Origin of the sequence: Bacteroides sp. ET489 (assembly GCF_030518095.1) — a bacterium.
Classification (GTDB): Bacteria; Bacteroidota; Bacteroidia; order Bacteroidales; family Bacteroidaceae; genus Bacteroides; species Bacteroides ndongoniae.
The window spans coordinates 196898-214091 of the sequence record NZ_JAULLJ010000001.1 but is presented as its reverse complement, the minus strand read 5'-3'; the positions used below and the strand labels follow the sequence as shown (position 1 = coordinate 214091).

General features: G+C 46.6%; 17 protein-coding genes. 5 read left to right on the top strand and 12 right to left on the bottom strand.

Going from position 1 to position 17194, the window contains the following annotated elements; translation table 11 throughout:
* Window positions 1–175: 175 nt before the first annotated feature.
* From Q3C19_RS00905 to Q3C19_RS00895, 3 genes are all read right to left on the bottom strand, one after another.
* A complete protein-coding gene (locus Q3C19_RS00905) occupies window positions 176–1078 on the bottom strand; it encodes an Rpn family recombination-promoting nuclease/putative transposase (protein WP_302726530.1) in 903 nt (300 codons plus the stop codon).
* Window positions 1079–1410: 332 nt separating this feature from the next.
* A complete protein-coding gene (locus Q3C19_RS00900; protein ID WP_302726729.1) occupies window positions 1411–1719 on the bottom strand; it encodes a HigA family addiction module antitoxin in 309 nt (102 codons plus the stop codon).
* A gap of 102 nt (window positions 1720–1821) precedes the next feature.
* Window positions 1822–2025 (bottom strand): hypothetical protein, encoded by a 204-nt coding sequence (locus Q3C19_RS00895; protein ID WP_302726528.1) that lies wholly within the window; start codon window positions 2023–2025, stop codon window positions 1822–1824.
* 263 nt (window positions 2026–2288) lie between these two features.
* Here Q3C19_RS00895 and Q3C19_RS00890 point away from each other — a divergent pair, with 263 nt between their 5' ends.
* The 4 genes from Q3C19_RS00890 (at window position 2289) to Q3C19_RS00875 (ending at window position 3985) form a co-directional block, all read left to right on the top strand.
* Window positions 2289–2897, top strand: coding sequence for an AAA family ATPase (locus Q3C19_RS00890; RefSeq protein ID WP_302726526.1), 609 nt, complete (start codon window positions 2289–2291; stop codon window positions 2895–2897).
* A 55-nt stretch (window positions 2898–2952) separates the two neighbouring features.
* Window positions 2953–3102, top strand: coding sequence for a hypothetical protein (locus tag Q3C19_RS00885; RefSeq protein ID WP_302726524.1), 150 nt, complete (start codon window positions 2953–2955; stop codon window positions 3100–3102).
* Between the two features lie 203 nt (window positions 3103–3305).
* The gene (locus tag Q3C19_RS00880; protein WP_287641014.1) at window positions 3306–3656 is read left to right on the top strand and encodes a type II toxin-antitoxin system RelE/ParE family toxin; all 351 of its coding nucleotides are present in this window, start codon (window positions 3306–3308) and stop codon (window positions 3654–3656) included.
* Window positions 3653–3985, top strand: a complete 333-nt coding sequence (locus tag Q3C19_RS00875) for a helix-turn-helix domain-containing protein (protein ID WP_277120002.1) — start codon at window positions 3653–3655, stop codon at window positions 3983–3985. The genes Q3C19_RS00880 and Q3C19_RS00875 overlap by 4 nt, the downstream gene beginning before the upstream one ends.
* Window positions 3986–4006: 21 nt before the next feature.
* Here the strand turns inward: Q3C19_RS00875 and Q3C19_RS00870 are convergent, their stop codons facing one another.
* The 4 genes from Q3C19_RS00870 to Q3C19_RS00855 all read right to left on the bottom strand — a co-directional run bounded on the left by Q3C19_RS00870 (window position 4007) and on the right by Q3C19_RS00855 (window position 7146).
* The gene (locus tag Q3C19_RS00870; RefSeq protein ID WP_302726522.1) at window positions 4007–4285 is read right to left on the bottom strand and encodes a PqqD family protein; all 279 of its coding nucleotides are present in this window, start codon (window positions 4283–4285) and stop codon (window positions 4007–4009) included.
* 86 nt (window positions 4286–4371) lie between these two features.
* The gene (locus tag Q3C19_RS00865) at window positions 4372–5724 is read right to left on the bottom strand and encodes a hypothetical protein (RefSeq protein ID WP_302726520.1); all 1353 of its coding nucleotides are present in this window, start codon (window positions 5722–5724) and stop codon (window positions 4372–4374) included.
* A 60-nt stretch (window positions 5725–5784) separates the two neighbouring features.
* Window positions 5785–5979, bottom strand: a complete 195-nt coding sequence (locus Q3C19_RS00860) for a hypothetical protein (RefSeq protein WP_302726518.1) — start codon at window positions 5977–5979, stop codon at window positions 5785–5787.
* A 258-nt stretch (window positions 5980–6237) separates the two neighbouring features.
* Window positions 6238–7146 carry an Abi family protein gene (locus tag Q3C19_RS00855; RefSeq protein WP_022163458.1) on the bottom strand — a complete coding sequence of 303 codons (909 nt, stop codon included), beginning with the start codon at window positions 7144–7146 and terminating at the stop codon, window positions 6238–6240.
* Window positions 7147–7568: 422 nt separating this feature from the next.
* Here Q3C19_RS00855 and Q3C19_RS00850 point away from each other — a divergent pair, with 422 nt between their 5' ends.
* A complete protein-coding gene (locus tag Q3C19_RS00850) occupies window positions 7569–9122 on the top strand; it encodes an AAA family ATPase (RefSeq protein WP_368045222.1) in 1554 nt (517 codons plus the stop codon).
* 361 nt (window positions 9123–9483) lie between these two features.
* Here Q3C19_RS00850 and Q3C19_RS00845 read toward each other — a convergent pair whose 3' ends face one another.
* The 5 genes from Q3C19_RS00845 to Q3C19_RS00825 form a co-directional block, all read right to left on the bottom strand.
* The gene (locus Q3C19_RS00845; RefSeq protein ID WP_302726516.1) at window positions 9484–11331 is read right to left on the bottom strand and encodes a YgiQ family radical SAM protein; all 1848 of its coding nucleotides are present in this window, start codon (window positions 11329–11331) and stop codon (window positions 9484–9486) included.
* Window positions 11328–11552: a sulfurtransferase TusA family protein gene (locus Q3C19_RS00840; protein ID WP_022163454.1), complete on the bottom strand. Its 225-nt coding sequence runs from the start codon at window positions 11550–11552 to the stop codon at window positions 11328–11330. Before Q3C19_RS00840 ends, Q3C19_RS00845 begins: the two co-directional genes overlap by 4 nt.
* Entirely contained in the window at window positions 11549–11872 is a 324-nt protein-coding gene (locus tag Q3C19_RS00835) for a hypothetical protein (RefSeq protein ID WP_022163453.1), read from the bottom strand. The genes Q3C19_RS00840 and Q3C19_RS00835 overlap by 4 nt, the downstream gene beginning before the upstream one ends.
* A gap of 207 nt (window positions 11873–12079) precedes the next feature.
* Window positions 12080–14986 (bottom strand): xanthan lyase, encoded by a 2907-nt coding sequence (locus Q3C19_RS00830; RefSeq protein ID WP_302726514.1) that lies wholly within the window; start codon window positions 14984–14986, stop codon window positions 12080–12082.
* A 194-nt stretch (window positions 14987–15180) separates the two neighbouring features.
* Window positions 15181–17172, bottom strand: a complete 1992-nt coding sequence (locus Q3C19_RS00825; protein ID WP_022163451.1) for a glucosamine-6-phosphate deaminase — start codon at window positions 17170–17172, stop codon at window positions 15181–15183.
* Window positions 17173–17194 lie beyond the last annotated feature (22 nt).

The following is a 17194-nucleotide window of genomic DNA, read 5'->3' as shown; positions in this document are numbered from 1 at the left end:
GAGTTGCACAGAGGATTGTGTGAGGGGGAAACGCAGATGGACGCAGATTATCACAGATTATTTAGTCTGTGTTAATCGGTACTTAAATACTCACGCAGTTTTATCCGTGAATTTCCGTGTAATCCGTCCTAAAGGAAATTAGTAAACGATTTATTCTGTGTTAATCTGTGTTTTTTCATGAACGTATCCTTTTCACTTCTTCCATAGACAATCCCGTAATGCGGCAAACATCGTTCACTTTCATTCCCATCTTTATCATATTCTCGGCTATCAACCGCTTCGCTTCATTGCGTCCTTCCGCACGGCCTTTTGCACGTGCTTCTGCACGTGCTTCCAATAACCCCATATTGTAGCCACGTTCCCAGCCCCGGTATTCCGCTGTTTCGGCTATGCTGTACCAGTCGCGATAATTTTTCAAGCTTCTTTCATAGGCAACACGTTCCTGTTGGGTAAAGCAGGCAATTTCGGCCACACGGAAGAATTTCTCGAAAACCGTTTCACGTAAGGCTTGGGGACGTTCTATCAAGTCAGGCAAATGAATGATGGCATAAAGCCATTTCTCAAAAAGATTCTCCAGTTCGCTTTCTGTCTTGCGGAATTTAGGCATTTCCAGATAAATGTAGGTCAGCTTGTTATAGAATACTTGCGTGGTTTTTATATTCACCAATTTGACTTCATGGTGGTAGTAGTTCGGATCGCTGTCATCGAAGCTGAAATTCAGAATACCAATGGCGTACACTGATTTCAGTTCATAGTTCCAGTTTCCTTTGGAGCCTTGCTCCCGAATGGGGAAAGTAGAATAGTAGGCACTACGACCTTTAAAAAAACGCTGTTCGGCTTTCTGTATCTCTACCAGAAAGTGCTCGCCCTTCTCGTTCATACAATATACACTGAAGATCCCTTTCCGTTCTTTTTCGTGTTCGCAATAAGTCAGCTCCTTGATTTCTTCCTCACCTGATAACAACGCATTTAGAAAGCTGATGAGCAAATCCTTGTTCACCTCCGTTCCGAATAGTTTCTTAAAAGCAAAATCTGTATAGAAATTTACATATCGTTCTTGAAGTCCTTCTAATGCCATAGCTGAATACCTTTTTAAAAATTGAGCAAAGATAGCGAAAGGTTCGGCATAGTCAAATCCTGTTATCAAAAAGATAGTATAAGATTACCTAAAACCTTCAAGCCAGAACCTTCCTTTCACCACGGAGGACACGGGGGGCACAGAGGATTGTGTGAAGTGAAACGCAGATGGACGCAGATTATCACAGATTATTTAGTCTGTGTTAATCGGTACTTAAATACTCACGCAGTTTTATCCGTGAATTTCCGTGTAATCCGTGCCTGGAAATAACAAAAGGTCAGCCACTTTGGGTTTTGACACACTTTCACATGAAACTTTCGGTGTGTTGCGAGCTACAGCATGGCGGCATACTTCCGCACTTGCTTCAGTCGCTCCATAAAAGAGGAGTCTGCGGCTGCCTGCTGCATATTGCAGTCGAGCTGCATCCGCATCAGTAGCGAAGCACTGATACCCAATGCCGCCTCGAAGAGCATCGCTGTCTGTGTAGTAATCGGCCTACGGCAGTTGAGAATGTCGTTCAGCACCTTGTAGGAGATGCCCATCTGCTCGGCCAACCTACGTTGCGAGAGCTTACGTTCTTCGGTCTCTTCTTTCAGCAGTTCGCCCGGATGTATAGGGCGTTGACAGATGTATTTTCCCATAATTACTCTATTACCAGCCTTGTCACCTTTCAATACTTCGTAATGGAGTGAACAGATGGCGTAAATATCAAAGTTTATCTCCATTGCTTTCTGTATTGTTATTCACGTAGCAAAGATAAGGGATCTCTCCCATATATCCACTAAAAAAGTGGAATATTTTATATAACAGCCATAAGTTTCCCGTTTCTCAATCTGTCCGTTGCTTTCCTCCATGTCGACAGGCGTTTCCAGCGTGCCGGTCACGTGGTAGGCGGTCTTCAGGTAATCCGGCAGGGGAATGACAGATGCACCGTCCGTACGGTTCATGCCTCCAGGGGCATTGACCCACGCTGTGCCTAAAGGAAATTAGTAAACGATTTAGTCTGTGTTAATCGGTGGAATTTGTGGCAATATCGTACATGTAAATAGCGAAAAGTTATTTTTCTGTGCTCATTTGTGGTGTATTTTAAACAGATAACCATTAAAACCTTTGTTTTATTGAATGGAAATTCTTTTCTTTATTTAAAGAAATGGCGGAGTTTTCATTTATAATAGTTTAGTAATAGGTTTATTGGGATAAAAACGGAATAATGGTTCATATAAATAAGATACATATCAGAAACTACAAGTCGCTGGAAGATACTCTACTTGAGGATTGTAGGACGTATAATTTGTTGTTGGGAAGACCTAATGTCGGAAAAAGTAATATTCTGGAAGCTCTTTCTTTGTTCTCATTGCCTTATTTGTTGTTGGAAAAGCGGGAAATCGGTGACTTGCTGAGGTATCAGCACAATATAAGCGAATTGTTTTTTGATGGTGATGTTTCCCGGACTATAATGGTGCAAGCTGGAGATGATGAAGTGGCATTGGAACGGGTAGAGGGTACTAAGTTCAATTGGACAGCTGATTTCGAAGGTTCACATGAGCAATTGACAGTTACCGGAGGCAGGCTGGTTGCCAGAAAGAATAATCCCGTTTCTTATCCGGTTTTCAAACGTTATGACTTTTCTAAGCTGAATAGATTTTCCAGTGTGGAACTTCCTTTTTTGTTGCCGATAGGAGGTGAAAATATCATGCAGATTATTCGGGACAATCCGTCGTTGACTACTGAGATAAGCAATTTGGTTGCGGAGTATGGATTGCAATTACTATTCGTACCCGCCATATATTTCCAAAGTGACAAACTGCATTCTGGATGATGAGAGTAACCAGTATTTCATTACGACTCATAGTCCGTATGTAGTGAATGATTTTTTGGAAAAAAAAGATAAGGATGTGGCGATATACCTTGTTGATTTACAAGATGGGAAAACCATTGTCCGCAAATTGTCAGACAATGAATTGGAAGAGGTTTACGATGACGGGATTGACTTGTTCTTTAACGGAGATATGTTCTTGAAATAACAGTTTAAACAATATGAATGACAATTGCATTATCCCTGAATGTTATATTGATACCAATCTGATTGAAACATTGGTTCCTCCCTCTCGTGGGTATAACCATCTTTTATAATTTACCACAGAGGAGACGGGGTTGCACAGAGATTATTTATTTTGTTTGCTTATTTGGAAACAAATAGCTACCTTTGCATTTGAAGTTAAATATGATGGAAGTAAAAAATATAAAAGTCATATTGAGTGAAGAAGCTGAAAATTTTGTGAGGCTTCAACCTGTTAAAGCGCAGCAGAAGATTACTTATAACATTCGTAAACTGGAAAGTGGAGTAATGGATAATAATCTATTTAAGAAACTGGATAATTCCGAAATCTGGGAGTTGCGCACATTGTTTAGTGGTATATGCTACAGGTTGTTCGCTTTTTGGGATACAGAAACAGAAACACTTGTTGTTGCCACACACGGAATCATAAAGAAAACGCAGAAAACCCCGCAAAAAGAAATACAACGGGCAGAAGAAATAAGAAAAGAATATTTTAACGATAAAAATAATGTATTATGACAAAAATGAAGTTTGCCCCTGCAGACAATCTGGTGGATGAAGTATGGGGGAAAGTAGGGACTCCCGAAAGAGATGTGATGGAAACGCAGCTCAAAGACGAGGTAGATGCTTACTTCGTAGGGGAAGCTATTAAGAACGCACGCCTGAAACAAAACCTCACACAAGAGGAACTTGGTGAACGTATAGGTGTGAAGCGTTCCCAGATAAGCAAACTGGAAAGTGGAAAATGCTCAATCACTCTTTCCACTATGGGAAAGGTATTCCGTGCTTTGGGAATAGCTACCGCCACATTGGACTTAGGCGTGGAAGGGAAAGTTGCTTTGTGGTAGAAATGAAAAATATAATTGCACTTATTCGCTGATCACCACTACTCCTTGCTCCGCTAATTGTCGGATGAGTGTTTCGGTGTCGGTCAGTGCTTCGGGATAGGTGACGTTGTACTCCTCGGTGAGGAATTGGGCGAGGGCTTCGGTGGTGGCGATGCCTTCTTGTAATTTCCGGATGAGGAAGACGGCTGTTTCGTTGACCATCAGCATGTGGGAAAGATTGATCTGTTCGCCGCATCCGATGAGGATGTGTTCGCCGGCGATGGTACGGATGAGGTAGTCGGGGTGGATGGTTGCTTTCATATATAGTTAGTTGAGATATACAAGTTAAGAGGGGTGTGTCATGGTAATGTAAGTATGACACACCCCTCTTTTAGGTTTATAAAGAATTAGTATACTTCTTGGATAATGATGGCGTCCTCTGGCAAAGTAAAGGAACGAACTGGATCACCGGAGGGGCTACGGGTGATGGTGGAGTGGGTCGCAAAGGATGACGTATTGCTTGATTCGCTACCAGTAGAAGGAGTTAGAGGGCCATAATTGTCTTCCCAAGCCTTTTTAAATACAGCCAAATCGATTGCAAGCCCCGTAATATATGCATCTGCATTCCGTGGGTTATGTAAAGTTCCCTGAGTGACTATTTCTGTTTGTAAAGCTCCAACGTCACTCTTGAGCCATGCTTCATCTGGTTCTCCAGGACCAGTCCAGTGTTTGACGAGAAGATAAACATGTGGTCTATTCATACCCGTTACAGGGGAAAACAATGTATTTGTATGTTCACTTACATAACCGAAACCTTGGTACGCAGATTTAGCATTAGTGAACTCTTTTTGGACGAATGGCAAATATTCTTTTCCAACAATATCACCTTCGCCGAATTTAGTGGCATCACCACTGGAGTAATAGCCATTGGGGAGGTCGGTAGACAATTCGCCCGTTTCAATATTGTGATCTGTTGCAAAGCATTCACCTCCAATATAGATTTTTATATACCAATTGCTGGGAGCATCTCCCATAATTTCTGTAAATTTCGCTTCTGGTGTGGGATAGTTTGTAACTTCACCCATCTGAAAAGGATTATTTTTATCGTATATCAAAACTGCAGCTGCGAAAGATGCACAAGCTCTGGTTAAGCTTAAATCTCCATTGGTCGTTAAATCTACAATATTATGATTCTGATAACCATTACCCGCACCGCTACGATAGATTTCCTTATTCACTTCCTTGTCTCGATAATAAAGGTAATAGGACTCATTCTGCCCCGCCCATCTCTCTTCTGAGAATTGTCCATCATGCATTGCCCATTCATCTTTCGGCCAAGAAGAAAAGTAACATTGTTCACCATTTTCTAATGTGATAGAGCTGCTTCCTTCAATAGCGTTTCCTTCTTTATCTAATGGAGTGATAGTCGCGTTTCCTGATTCGTCTACTTCAACTCGATAACGGAAGCCTTTATTACATATAGTTCCCGTGTTGCTAGGGCAATTCTCATAAACAGGAATTTTAATACGTTCTTCTGAACCTATTTTATGAAGATAAATATAATCATAATCATAGTTCGTATCAAATTCATAATCACCGGAATTAATGCCTCTTGTTTGGCTGGACACCACTGCATTCAAATCTTTTCCGATGTAATAGATGCCCGGTTCTGCTCTTCGGATGTCGTCATTGTCAGTACATGATACGGTTGGCAATAACAAAAAGAGGCATAGAGTATAGAAAATAGAAAAATGTTTCATTATTGAAATGTTTTTGTTTTTTTCAATGACGTGTAACATAAAATTTTGTGAAATCTGTTATTATCTTGAACCTACACGGTTCCAATCTCCAACAGCATTTATATCATTCCTGTTTTCAAATACAGAAGTTCCAGTACCTTTGGTGATTTTGAGGCACTTTGTATAACTTGTTGTCGTTACCGTCTGGCAAACAGCCTCACTGAACTCCCATTCCACCAACTTTATACTCGGTTTAGTGTATTCTTTCTTTTTCATATCCATTTTATTCTCTTTTTAAAGTCAAATATTCGATGCAAAAATAAGGATTCATAATGAAAATCAGAAAGTTGGAGGGAAGGAATGAGTGTCAAATGGTCATGTTGATGTGTCAGAAAGTCAAAGGAGGGGCACCACGGAGGAAACGGAGTAGCACAGTTGAAAGAAAGAGGCATTTGTGACACTTGTGTGATACACACAAAGAGGTAGGGGTGAAAGCTTATTTCGACCTTTTTGACTAAAAGATTTATTTCTGAATCATTTATCTTTCCAAAGACTCTCGTTTTTCCAATCGTCTGGAAAACCCATGGCCCGGACATCAATGGTCGGATAACGGCTCAAGAGAGCGTTGAATCTCGAAATAATTGAATGGTTGGGATTGATTGTATTCAGCAAGTATATAATCATGCTCAATATAAAATAGACCTGCGGTGTTCCGCTGGCCGGCAATTTGATGAAAGTATTGCGCGGAGAGCGTGGCATTAATGGACGGATGCTTAAAGTCTTGTTCCACAAGCGGCTGTGGTGTGCACAAATATTCCGCACATACACAACACTATGCAACCATGATGCGAAAACCTTATCAGCCAGTCCGAAATATGCAGCTATGGAACGCTTGATTTTTCCAGGCAAGAGATTTTCGTATAATATGGAAAGCGTTCCGAATGAGGTTATTTCCATTGTTATCCAGCTTGGCGGGAAATGGTTGGAATATTTCGACTTGAATGATTTGATGAATTCTTCATCGCTGCGGCTGTATTCGTTGTCAATTTTTGACAGTAACTTTGCATGGCGGACTGGGTTTGAGAAAAGTGAGGAATCTTCAAACCAGTACGAACCATACTGTAAAGAAAGGATATATGCTGTTTGTGTACGGACTGCAACCTCTATTTTTTCAATCTCTGCAATAATCAGTTTGCGGAGTTCACTGTCAAACTTATAGATGTTATAGGCCGTTTCAAATGTGCTACCCGGTTTGAAAATATGCTGTTGTTTGTCTGTCAGTAGAGGATACCAATAACCGCTCAAACGATAATAACTGATATTCTGTAACAGGTGCAGGGCTTTCGGTTCATCCTCGAAAACCATTCCTCTTTGTTTGAGCAGGTTTATCTGGTCTGTAAAGGATATGAGATGCTTGGGATAAGGTACCTTATTCGTTGTCATGGGTATATAAAAATAAAAAGCTCACCCTGAGCGCGCTGTTCTTACGGGAAGCGGGGTAAGCATGTTGTCGCAAAGATAACACATTTTTTCTGTCCGACAAAACTTTCATCTGCTTTTCTTTTTATATAATATATCCCTGTTACGTAAAGCCTACCACTTCGCCCGTTGGGCAGAGGGTGTCAAAACTAAAAGTAACTGCCATCTTGTTATTTTTAGGCACGGATTACAGATGGTTGGACTTGGTATTCTGGAGGTAAGAGGCCTCTATGGCACTCTGTGTAATCTGTGGTGCAATAAAAAGGTAGGGAAGCTTATTTCGACCTTTTTGACTAAAAGATTTTGGTAGATTAGGATAGATGATGTACCTTTGTATACAAAGGTTATTCTAAAGTAGTATTCCAATAAATTATATCACAGGAAATATGACTATGCTATATCCGGTTGGTATTCAGAGCTTCAAAGAAATTCGCGAAGGCGGATATTTATATGTGGACAAGACTGCATTGATGTATAATCTTGTGTCCACAGGAAAATACTATTTTCTTAGCCGTCCTCGCAGGTTTGGCAAAAGTCTGTTGACTTCCACGCTGGAGGCATATTTTAAAGGTGAAAAAGAGCTTTTTAGAGGACTTGCCATTGAATCTTTTGAAAAGGACTGGACGGAATATCCTGTACTGCATATCGACTTCAGCGGAGTTGCCTACAAGGCTGAATCTGATCTTCAGAAGATGTTGAATCAGGTTCTGACCGAATGGGAAGACAAATACGGAATAACTGCTCAGTCCGATCTTCCGGGACTCAGATTCAGACAGATTATTGATGCAGCATACGAAGTAACCGGACGTAAGGTAGTAGTGCTTATTGACGAGTATGGCAAACCGGTAGAAGACAATCTGACAAATGAAGAGTTAGGTGAAACCTATAGAACTGTACTTCAGGGGTTTTACAGCACCCTGAAAGTCAAGGATGAAAAAATTAAGTTTGCCTTTCTGACAGGCGTATCTAAAATAGGAAAAGTCAGTGTGTTCAGCGGAATGAACAATTTGAGAGACATATCCATGGTGCTTCAGTATGCAGAACTTTGTGGCATTTCTGAAACGGAACTACAGGAATACTTTGATGAAAGTATTGCGATAATGGCGAATGAGCATAAAATTTCAAAGGAAACCTGTTACAGGAAACTTAAAGAACAGTATGATGGGTACCGTTTCCATCCGGATAGTGAGGGGGTCTATAATCCATTTAGTCTTTTGAATGCTCTGCAGGACAGAGAATACGGAAACTATTGGTTTGAGACCGGTACACCTTCCATGCTTGTCAATGTGTTAAGAAAGACAACGTTTGACATTACGACTCTTGATAACCAGGAAGTGATTGCATCGACTCTGAATGGGGCTGATTCTATCGTTGATAATCCGGTTCCACTTTTGTTTCAGACGGGTTACCTGACAATTAAAAGTTACGATCCGGACAGTAGACTATACACGCTTGGATATCCAAACGGAGAGGTAAAAGAAGGATTTCTAAATTCGCTGATTACTTATTATCTGCGTTCATCGAATCCCGAAGAAAGTAAAGCCAAAGTTCCTAAGATGCGCACAGCGCTTATAAAAGGAAGACCGGAAGACTTTATGAATTATCTGACAGCATTTTTCGCCAATATAAGTTATCAGATACAAGGCAATGCAGAGAAAAACTTCCAATATGCGATGTATATCATACTCGATTTAATAGGTATGGATGTGCAGGTTGAACGTGCAACAAGTAGTGGACGTATAGATTTAACTGTTCAGACGAAGGATTATATTTATATTATTGAATTGAAAATCAATTCTTCTGCTGAAAAAGCTTTGCAACAAATTGAGGAAAAAGGGTATGCCAGTCCGTTCGCGACCAATCCGCGCAAACTGTATAAAATAGGAATTAACTTCTCTACCGCTACCCGTTGCATTGAAGACTGGAAAATCGTGGGATAAAAGGGACATGTCGCATGGTGCTGAGGGTGTGTCAAAACTAAAAGTGACTGACATTTTGTTATTTTTAGGCACGGATTACGCGGAAAAACGCAGAGAAAGAAGAATAATCATCCGCGAAATTCCGTGTAATCCGTGCCTAAAGGAAAGCGGTTTCTTAATTTGACACACCTTCTGCCCAACGGACGGGGTGGTAGGATTTACATCGCTCTGTATATCAATACTTTATGGTTTCGCCTACCACCTCCCCCTTCGGGTACTCACCCCCTCTTAACTCCCCCGTTATCAGGGGAGGACAACCTTCCAGAAGGAGGAGAATTTCAGATACCTTTGTTTTTACACACTTTTGTTGGGGTGAGGCTCCCTATCTCTTCTTCCCATACAGCTTATCGATCAGATCCGTACGGCCGATGCGTCGAAGCTCGTTGAGGATGTTTTTGCGTTCTTCGGGTTTGTACCAGAAGAAGAACAGGCGCTGGGCGAGTTTCTCGCGTTGGGTACGGGCACTGAAGACGGGTTCGAGGGTGTAAGGATGGTAGCCCGTATACCATGTTTCGGTGGAGACCGTCATGGGGGTGGGCGTGAAGTCCTGCACCTGCTCCAGTTGAAAGTTCAGACGACGGGTGATGACAGCAAGCTCGGCCATATCTTCTTCTTTGCAACCGGGGTGGCTGGAGATGAAGTAGGGAATGAGCTGCTGGCGCAATCCTTCCTGGCGGTTGATGGCATCGAACTGCTTCTTGAAGGTTTCGAACTGGCTGAACGACGGTTTCCGCATGATGCGGAGCACACGGTCGGACGTATGTTCGGGTGCTACTTTCAGCCGGCCGCTGACATGGCGGGCAATAAGCTCGTGGGTATACTGACGGGTGCTGCGGTTGATTTCCGGGTCTTTGCTTTCGTGCAACAGCAGGTCGTAGCGTACGCCACTGCCGATGAACGACTTCTTGATGCCCGGCAGGGCGTCGACAGCATGGTAAATGTCGAGCAGCGGGCGGTGGTCGGTGTTCAGGTTGGGGCACACCTGCGGATGGATGCACGACGGACGCTTGCACTTGTGGCAGAGCTCGGGATTGTTGCCATGCATGCGGTACATGTTGGCACTGGGACCACCCAGGTCGCTGAGGTAACCTTTGAAGTCGGGCAGCTGCATGATGGCCTTGACTTCGCGCAGGATGCTTTCCTTGGAGCGGCTGACGATGAACTTGCCCTGATGGGCAGAGATGGTGCAGAAAGCACAGCCTCCGAAACAGCCCCGATGGATGTTGACCGAAAACTTGATCATGTCGTAGGCGGGGATGCGTTTTCCCTTGTACTTGGGATGCGGCAGCCGGGTATAGGGCAGGTCGAACGAGTGGTCGAGTTCGGCTTCGGTAAGCGGCGGATAGGGCGGATTGACGACGACCGTCTGACGGCCTACTACCTGCAGGATGCGCGAAGCGGCGTACTTGTTGCTCTCTTCCTCGATGTGACGGAAGTTGGCCGCCTGTTTTTTCTTGTCTTTCAGGCATTCTTCGTGAGAGAAGAGAAGGATGTCGTCTTCGTGCGAAACAGGATGGGCGTCAAGGTAAGCCATCTGGGGAATGTCGGCAATGCATTGCCGGAAGTGCGGACCGACGGTACATGGTTCGGTACCGGCTGCGGACAGCCGGCGGACAAGTTCGACAACAGGCTTTTCGCCCATGCCGTAGATAAGGGCATCGGCACCGCTGTCTACCAGAATGCTGGGCAGCACCTTGTCCTGCCAGTAGTCGTAGTGCGTGAGCCGGCGCATACTGGCTTCGATGCCTCCGAGTACGACGGGGACATCGGGATAGAGACGCTTCAGTATTTGGGTATAGACGATAGACGGATATTCGGGCCGCATGTCCGAACGGGCATCGGGAGTATAGGCATCGTCGCTGCGCAGACGCTTGTTGGCCGTATATTTGTTGACCATCGAGTCCATGCAGCCGGCACTGATGCCGAAAAACAGGCGGGGACGTCCCAGCTTCTTGAAATCGCGCAGGTCGTCGCGCCAGTTGGGTTGGGGTACAATGGCTACCCGCAGGCCTTCGGCTTCGAGGATACGGCCAATGACAGCCGCACCGAACGAGGGGTGGTCTACGTAAGCATCGCCGCTGAAAAGGATGACATCCAATTCGTCCCATCCACGGAGTTCCACTTCTTTTTTGGTAGTGGGCAACCAGTCTGTAAGCCGGCATTCTTTCATGGGCGGGGAGAGGGGATGAATTGTAAAGTCAGCTGTTCGCCGTTGTAGATTTCGCGGAAGCCGATCTGCTGCTCTGAAAGATATTCCTTCAGGTCGTTGAATGCCAGGGAATCATCCATGATGATTTCCAACTGCTCGCCTTCGGCTGCTTCGCATATCGCTTTCATGGCGGGGATGAGTGGACTGTAATGCCGTTGTCCGCAGGTATTGACTGTTTTCATTCTTCTTCGTCTTCTTCTGAGGGCGTCTGGTTGGGAAGCCATTGGAGGTACAACTTGATGAGTTGCTGCAGACCAAATGCCTTCATATTGTTGTGGTAGATAACGTCGATGCACAGGTCGAGCAGGTCCTTGCAGTTCTCTTCCTGAGAAGCAATCAGGGAGCGGATGTTCAGTTTCAGTTTGTCGAGTACGGTTTCGTCGACAATGCCGTTGCTGTCAATCAGATGGCGGAAAAGACCGTATCTTTCGATCGTAGAGAGATTCTCGTCGGAAACCTCGATGCTGCGTGTCCCGCTGGGGTTGGCTTGTATGGTGTACATGGCTTTTGAGTTTTTAAGTTTTAAGTTTTTGAGTTCTTAAGTTTTTTGAGTTTCTGAGTTCTTGAGTTTTTGGGTTTTGAGTTTGTAAGTGATCGTTTTACTTTAACTTAAAAATTCATCAACTCATCAACTTAAAAACTCAAAAACTTAAAAGCTCATTAACTCCTTCCGTATTTCGTTTGTGGCAAAGATAGAAGTTTTTTTTGATTATTCAAAAAACTTCAGTATGGATGCCATGATGCCTGCCCTGTCTGATTCGGAACGGATAGACTCGAAGGGGAATCCCATGACGAACGTCCGGTAATTGTTTCCTTTGTAGGCAATGGCCGAGGCGGTGCGGTTGTCGGTGTAGACCATAGCGGCAAAGGCGGATGCAGTGGGTTGGAGGCAGTCGGCCGAAGCGATGGGGCAGGTCGAACTGTTGGGGGCACTGGGAATGCTCAGGTTGCGGCCCAGGCCCTGAACGGAAATCGGATTGCCGCCGGGTTTGAACTGTCCGGCATATCTGTATTTCAATACATCCTGTGTGAATGTGCGTTCGCCTTGCGAGCTGTTCATGTCGCTGGCAACGTATGCACCGCTGACCAGCAGACGGCCACCTGACTGGCAGTAGAAAGTGAGAGCCCGCTGCATGGGGGAGGAGAAAGTCTTATAATAGACATTGCGGGCAGGATTGCTGTCGCGGTCGTCTTTCTCCATGCCCAGGATATAGTCGACGATGGGATAATCTTCGAGGCTGACGTGCCCTTCTTCGACGGCTTCGTCGCTGCACGATACGAAGCTGTATCTGCCTGCGGCCTGTATGGCTTTGCCGTGGATGAAGGGATAGTCGAAACGGTTACCTGCTATTTTTATTCCTTCCAGTTCGTCGCCGCTTTCGCCCAGGGTGGTGCCGGCATTCTTACGGTTGAAGTCCTGCTGGTAGCCGCAGAGGGAGATGTCGTAAAGGTAAGGTACGCCGATATCCTGTGTCAGGTCGAACCCTGCCTGCACATCGTTGCTGAGGACGGCAGGACCACTGATGCGGTCGAATCCGTTGACGATGAGCACCTGTTTTTCTTCGTGGCGGGCTTTGTAGACCGACAGAATCTCGGACGGAAAACTTTCACCGCCCCGGTTGACGGCAGTCACTTTGAAAGAATAGATGATGCCCGGTTCTATCTTCATGGTATAGGAGGGACTGCTGACGCGTACGCCGTTGTCGAAACCGCCTCGTCCGATGCGTGTGTAGACAATGTATTCGTTCGGGCTGGCTGACGGTTCGGCAGGGTCTGCAACCGGTTTCCAGGAAAGCTCGACCGTATTCTTTTTCCGACCGAACTGAGCGGCAAAGCGGTTGACCGGCAGGGGCTGTACGACATAGGGACGGTCGTGCTGGGTGCACAGATATTTCAGAATGGCTTTGTAGAGCGAGCGTCCGACGGTGAACTTGAAATGCGGGTCGTGTCCCAGCCGCATGTCGGCAAAGTTCTGGTGGGACAACAATTCGACAATGGTAGAGGGAACGGCGGGGAGGCGGGTTTCGCTGTAGTTGCGGTTCCACATGCTGCGGCGTGTCCAGTCGACATTGAACGTAGAGCGGAGGTCGCGCTGGAGTTGGGAGAGCAGCAGGTCGGAGAGGTCGCGGGAAGCATAGCGGTCGGTACCGGCACCCAGTGGCTCGTCGACGGTACGGGCGGTATAGATGCCCAGTGTGCCGATGATACAGTCCTCCTTGCTGACTCCGGCGTCGCTGTGGAGTGCCATGCTCATTTCGAACGGGATTCCCTTGCCCGGTTCGTCGGGGTTGAAGACGGAGCCACCGGACAGGTAGTTGATGGTGCGCGAACGGGCGTTGATGTCGTCGGCATAGTCGTTATCGGCTTCGGGACGGCCGTAGACCTGTGCAGGCATGCCGGCCCATTGGGCAGTGTAACGGGCTCCTTCGAGGTAGCGGGGAAGTCCGCTGGTCTGCCCGCCCCGGGCTATGTTCCCCATTCCTCCTCCGAAGCGGACTGCATCGGCACAGACTACTCCGTTTTCCTGACTTTCGTTGCTCAGGACAACCATGCCGTAATCGTTGACTCCCTTATCGAATGAGAACGTGCCCAGATAAACCCAGGTACCGCTCCCGATTTGCTGGTTGACTTTGAACTCGGTGACTCCGCCGTTGTGAAAGACCAGGTATTTGGCATCGCTGACGCTTTCGGGCAAGGTCTGGTAGGATACGTATACGGCATATTCGCCGGTTTCGGGGATGTCGGGAATCCATTCGGCGAAGGCTTTTTCTTTTTTCTTTTCGGTGCGGGCAAAGCGGGCAGTGCCGTCGGTAAAGGGATTCTCTCCATCCCGGTAGACGGTTTTCCGCCAGGCGAATCCTGGCAGGGAGGCATCAGTCCAGCGGGCTTTCCGGCTTTTCTCTTCGAAATAGATGGAACGCGTCTTTACGGGAGCACCGTCGTTGTCGACGATGACTTCGTGGGACTGTGTGTCGCGCTCGCGTGGCGTATAGACACAGGCTCCGGCGTTTTCGAGCATGGGGATGAGGTAGGGCAATACAAACGACTGGGTGAACTGGTCTTCGGTGGTGCAGAACAACCGGGGGCGTTGCCAGCCCCATTGGTTCTTGCTGTTGATGTAGTACAGACCGTGACTTTGCCAGATGGCGATATGGCGTCCGGCAAGGCCGCGGGTGATGTCGTAAGGACGGGAAAGGCTACTGACCCACGGAGCAGTCTTGGATTCGAGGTTATGAAACAGGCGTTTCTTGTCTTTTTTCCCTTTGCGGTAGAAGTTGGGAATAAGGTCTTCGATGCTTCGTCCTTCAGCATACAGAGTAATGTCGAAATAGTTCACCGGTCCGGGCAGAAGCTGACGGATGCTACGGTAGATTCCGTCGGCGATTTCGGGGCGGAAGGGCTGGTTGGCAAAGCGGTCGCCGGCATAAATATGTATCTCTTTCCGGGAATAGTCGATGCGGAAACTGTCCAGGCGGCATGTACCGAGACGGGTAGCCGAGCAGGTGTAGTTGTGGAAAAAATTCTGTAGTCGCTCTTCGACATTGCGTTCGATGTCTTGTGCGTGCAAGCTGACGGCTGCCAGACAAAGAAGAAAAGAAAACGCGAATTTCTTCATCGGGAAAATTCTTGTAATAAAGTGACAGGAAAGGAGAATGTGTCAAAATGGGGAAGTATATTCATTATGTTAATGTCATCCTGAACGAAGTGAAGGATCTTGATACATGAATAACTGTTTTCGAGATTCTTCGCTTTGCTCAGAATGACAAAATAACAAAAGGTCAGCCACTTTGGGCTTTGGCACACTCTCCTTTATAGAGGAATGTATTCGACGAAAGCTTCCATGGCTTCGTAGCTGGCCAGACCCAGTTTGTTGTACAAGTTGGCTGTGGCGCGGTTGCGGTCTTCGCTGCGTTGCCAGAACAGGCGTTCGTCGTTGCCCAGGAACGGGGCGCTTTCCATCTGCGACTGATGCTTGAGGATAGAGTTACGTTTAGCACGCAGTTCTTCCGGACTGATGGGTACTGCCATTTCGATGTTCTCGATTTCCCACTCGGCCCATGCTCCGCGGTACATCCAGATGCGGCAATCCTTCAGCCATTCGGCATCTTCTTCCTTTTCGAGGTCGATAGCGGCAAATACGGCATCGGTGCAGACACGGTGTGTGCCGTGCGGGTCGGCCAGGTCACCGGCTACGAATATCTGGTGAGGCTTCACTTCGCGCAACAGGTTACGTACGATTTCCACATCGGCTTCGCTGATAGGGTTCTTCTGGATTTTGCCGGTTTCGTAGAAAGGCAGATCGAGGAAGTGGCAATGGTCGAGGGGAATGTTGTTGTACGTGCAGGCAGTACGTGCTTCGCCCCGACGGATCAGTCCCTTGATGGTCAGGATGTCGCGCGTGTCCATGTCGCCGTCTTGCTTTTCGCGCAGGTATTTGCGGATTTCAGCGTATTTTTCGTTGATTACCTGGTCCTCGCTGTTATTGAAAAGCTGGTTGAAACCGTTGATGAAATGCAGGAAACGGATCACTTCCTCATCGCCTACGGCAATGTTGCCGGAAGTTTCGTAAGCTACATGTACATCGTGCTTCTGTTCTACCAGACGGCGGATGGTGCCTCCCATAGAGATGACATCGTCATCGGGATGGGGAGAGAAGACAATAACTCGCTTTGGATACGGATTGGCGCGCTCGGGACGGTACGTATCGTCGGCGTTGGGTTTGCCACCCGGCCATCCGGTGATGGTGTGTTGCAGGTCGTTGAATATCTTGATGTTGACATTGTAGGCAGAACCGTAGAGTGCCAGCAATTCGCTTAAACCGTTCTCGTTATAGTCTTTGTTGGTCAGTTTCAGGATGGGTTTGCCGGTAAGCTGACACAGCCAGACAATGGCACTCCGGATGAGCTTGTCGTTCCACTCGCATGAAGTGACCAGCCACGGGCGTTGGATACGGGTCAGGTTGGCAGCTGCTGACAGGTCGATGGCGATGTGCGCATTGTTGTGGGTCTGCAGGTAAGATGCCGGAATTGTATCGGTGATGTTGCCTTCGACACACTCTTTGATCATTTGCGCCTTTTCTTCACCCCAGGCCATCAGGTATACTTTCTTTGCAGCGAGAATGGTGGATACGCCCATGGTGATGGAGCTGATGGGAGTATTTTCGATGTTGCCGAACATCTTGGAAGCTTCGTTGCGTGAAGCGTTGTCCAGCAAAATCAGACGGGTGGTGGAATTCAGTCGCGATCCGGGCTCGTTGAAGCCAATGTTACCAACACGTCCGATGCCCAGCACTGCAACGTCGATGCCTCCAAAGCTTTCGATGCGCTGTTCGTACAGGCGGCAATATTCGAAGATGGTATCTTTGGCGATGCTACCACTGGGGCTGAAAATATTCTGCGGGTCAATGTCTACGTGGTTGAGCAACATTTCCTTTAAAGAATTGAGGTTGCTGCTTACCGCATTTTCTGACAATGGGTAGTATTCGTAAAGATTGAACACAATGACGTTGCGGAAGCTCAGTCCTTCTTCACGATGCATACGGATGAGGGCTGAATATACGTTACGCGGAGAATTGCCACCGGCTAAGGCCAGCACACAGAAGCGGCCGGCTTTCTGCTTGTCACGGATGATCTGCGCAATGTCGAGAGCAACCTGGTTGGCACCTTCTTCGGGTGATTCATAAATGTCTGTCGGTATCTTTTCCAGCCGGGTAAGGACGGAACGTTCGAAAGCATTCTCAGGTCTGTAGTACCTGGGGGATACTCTGTTGAGAGTGATTTGAGAACTTAGATTGGTTTTCATAAACTTGTGATATTATAAATGG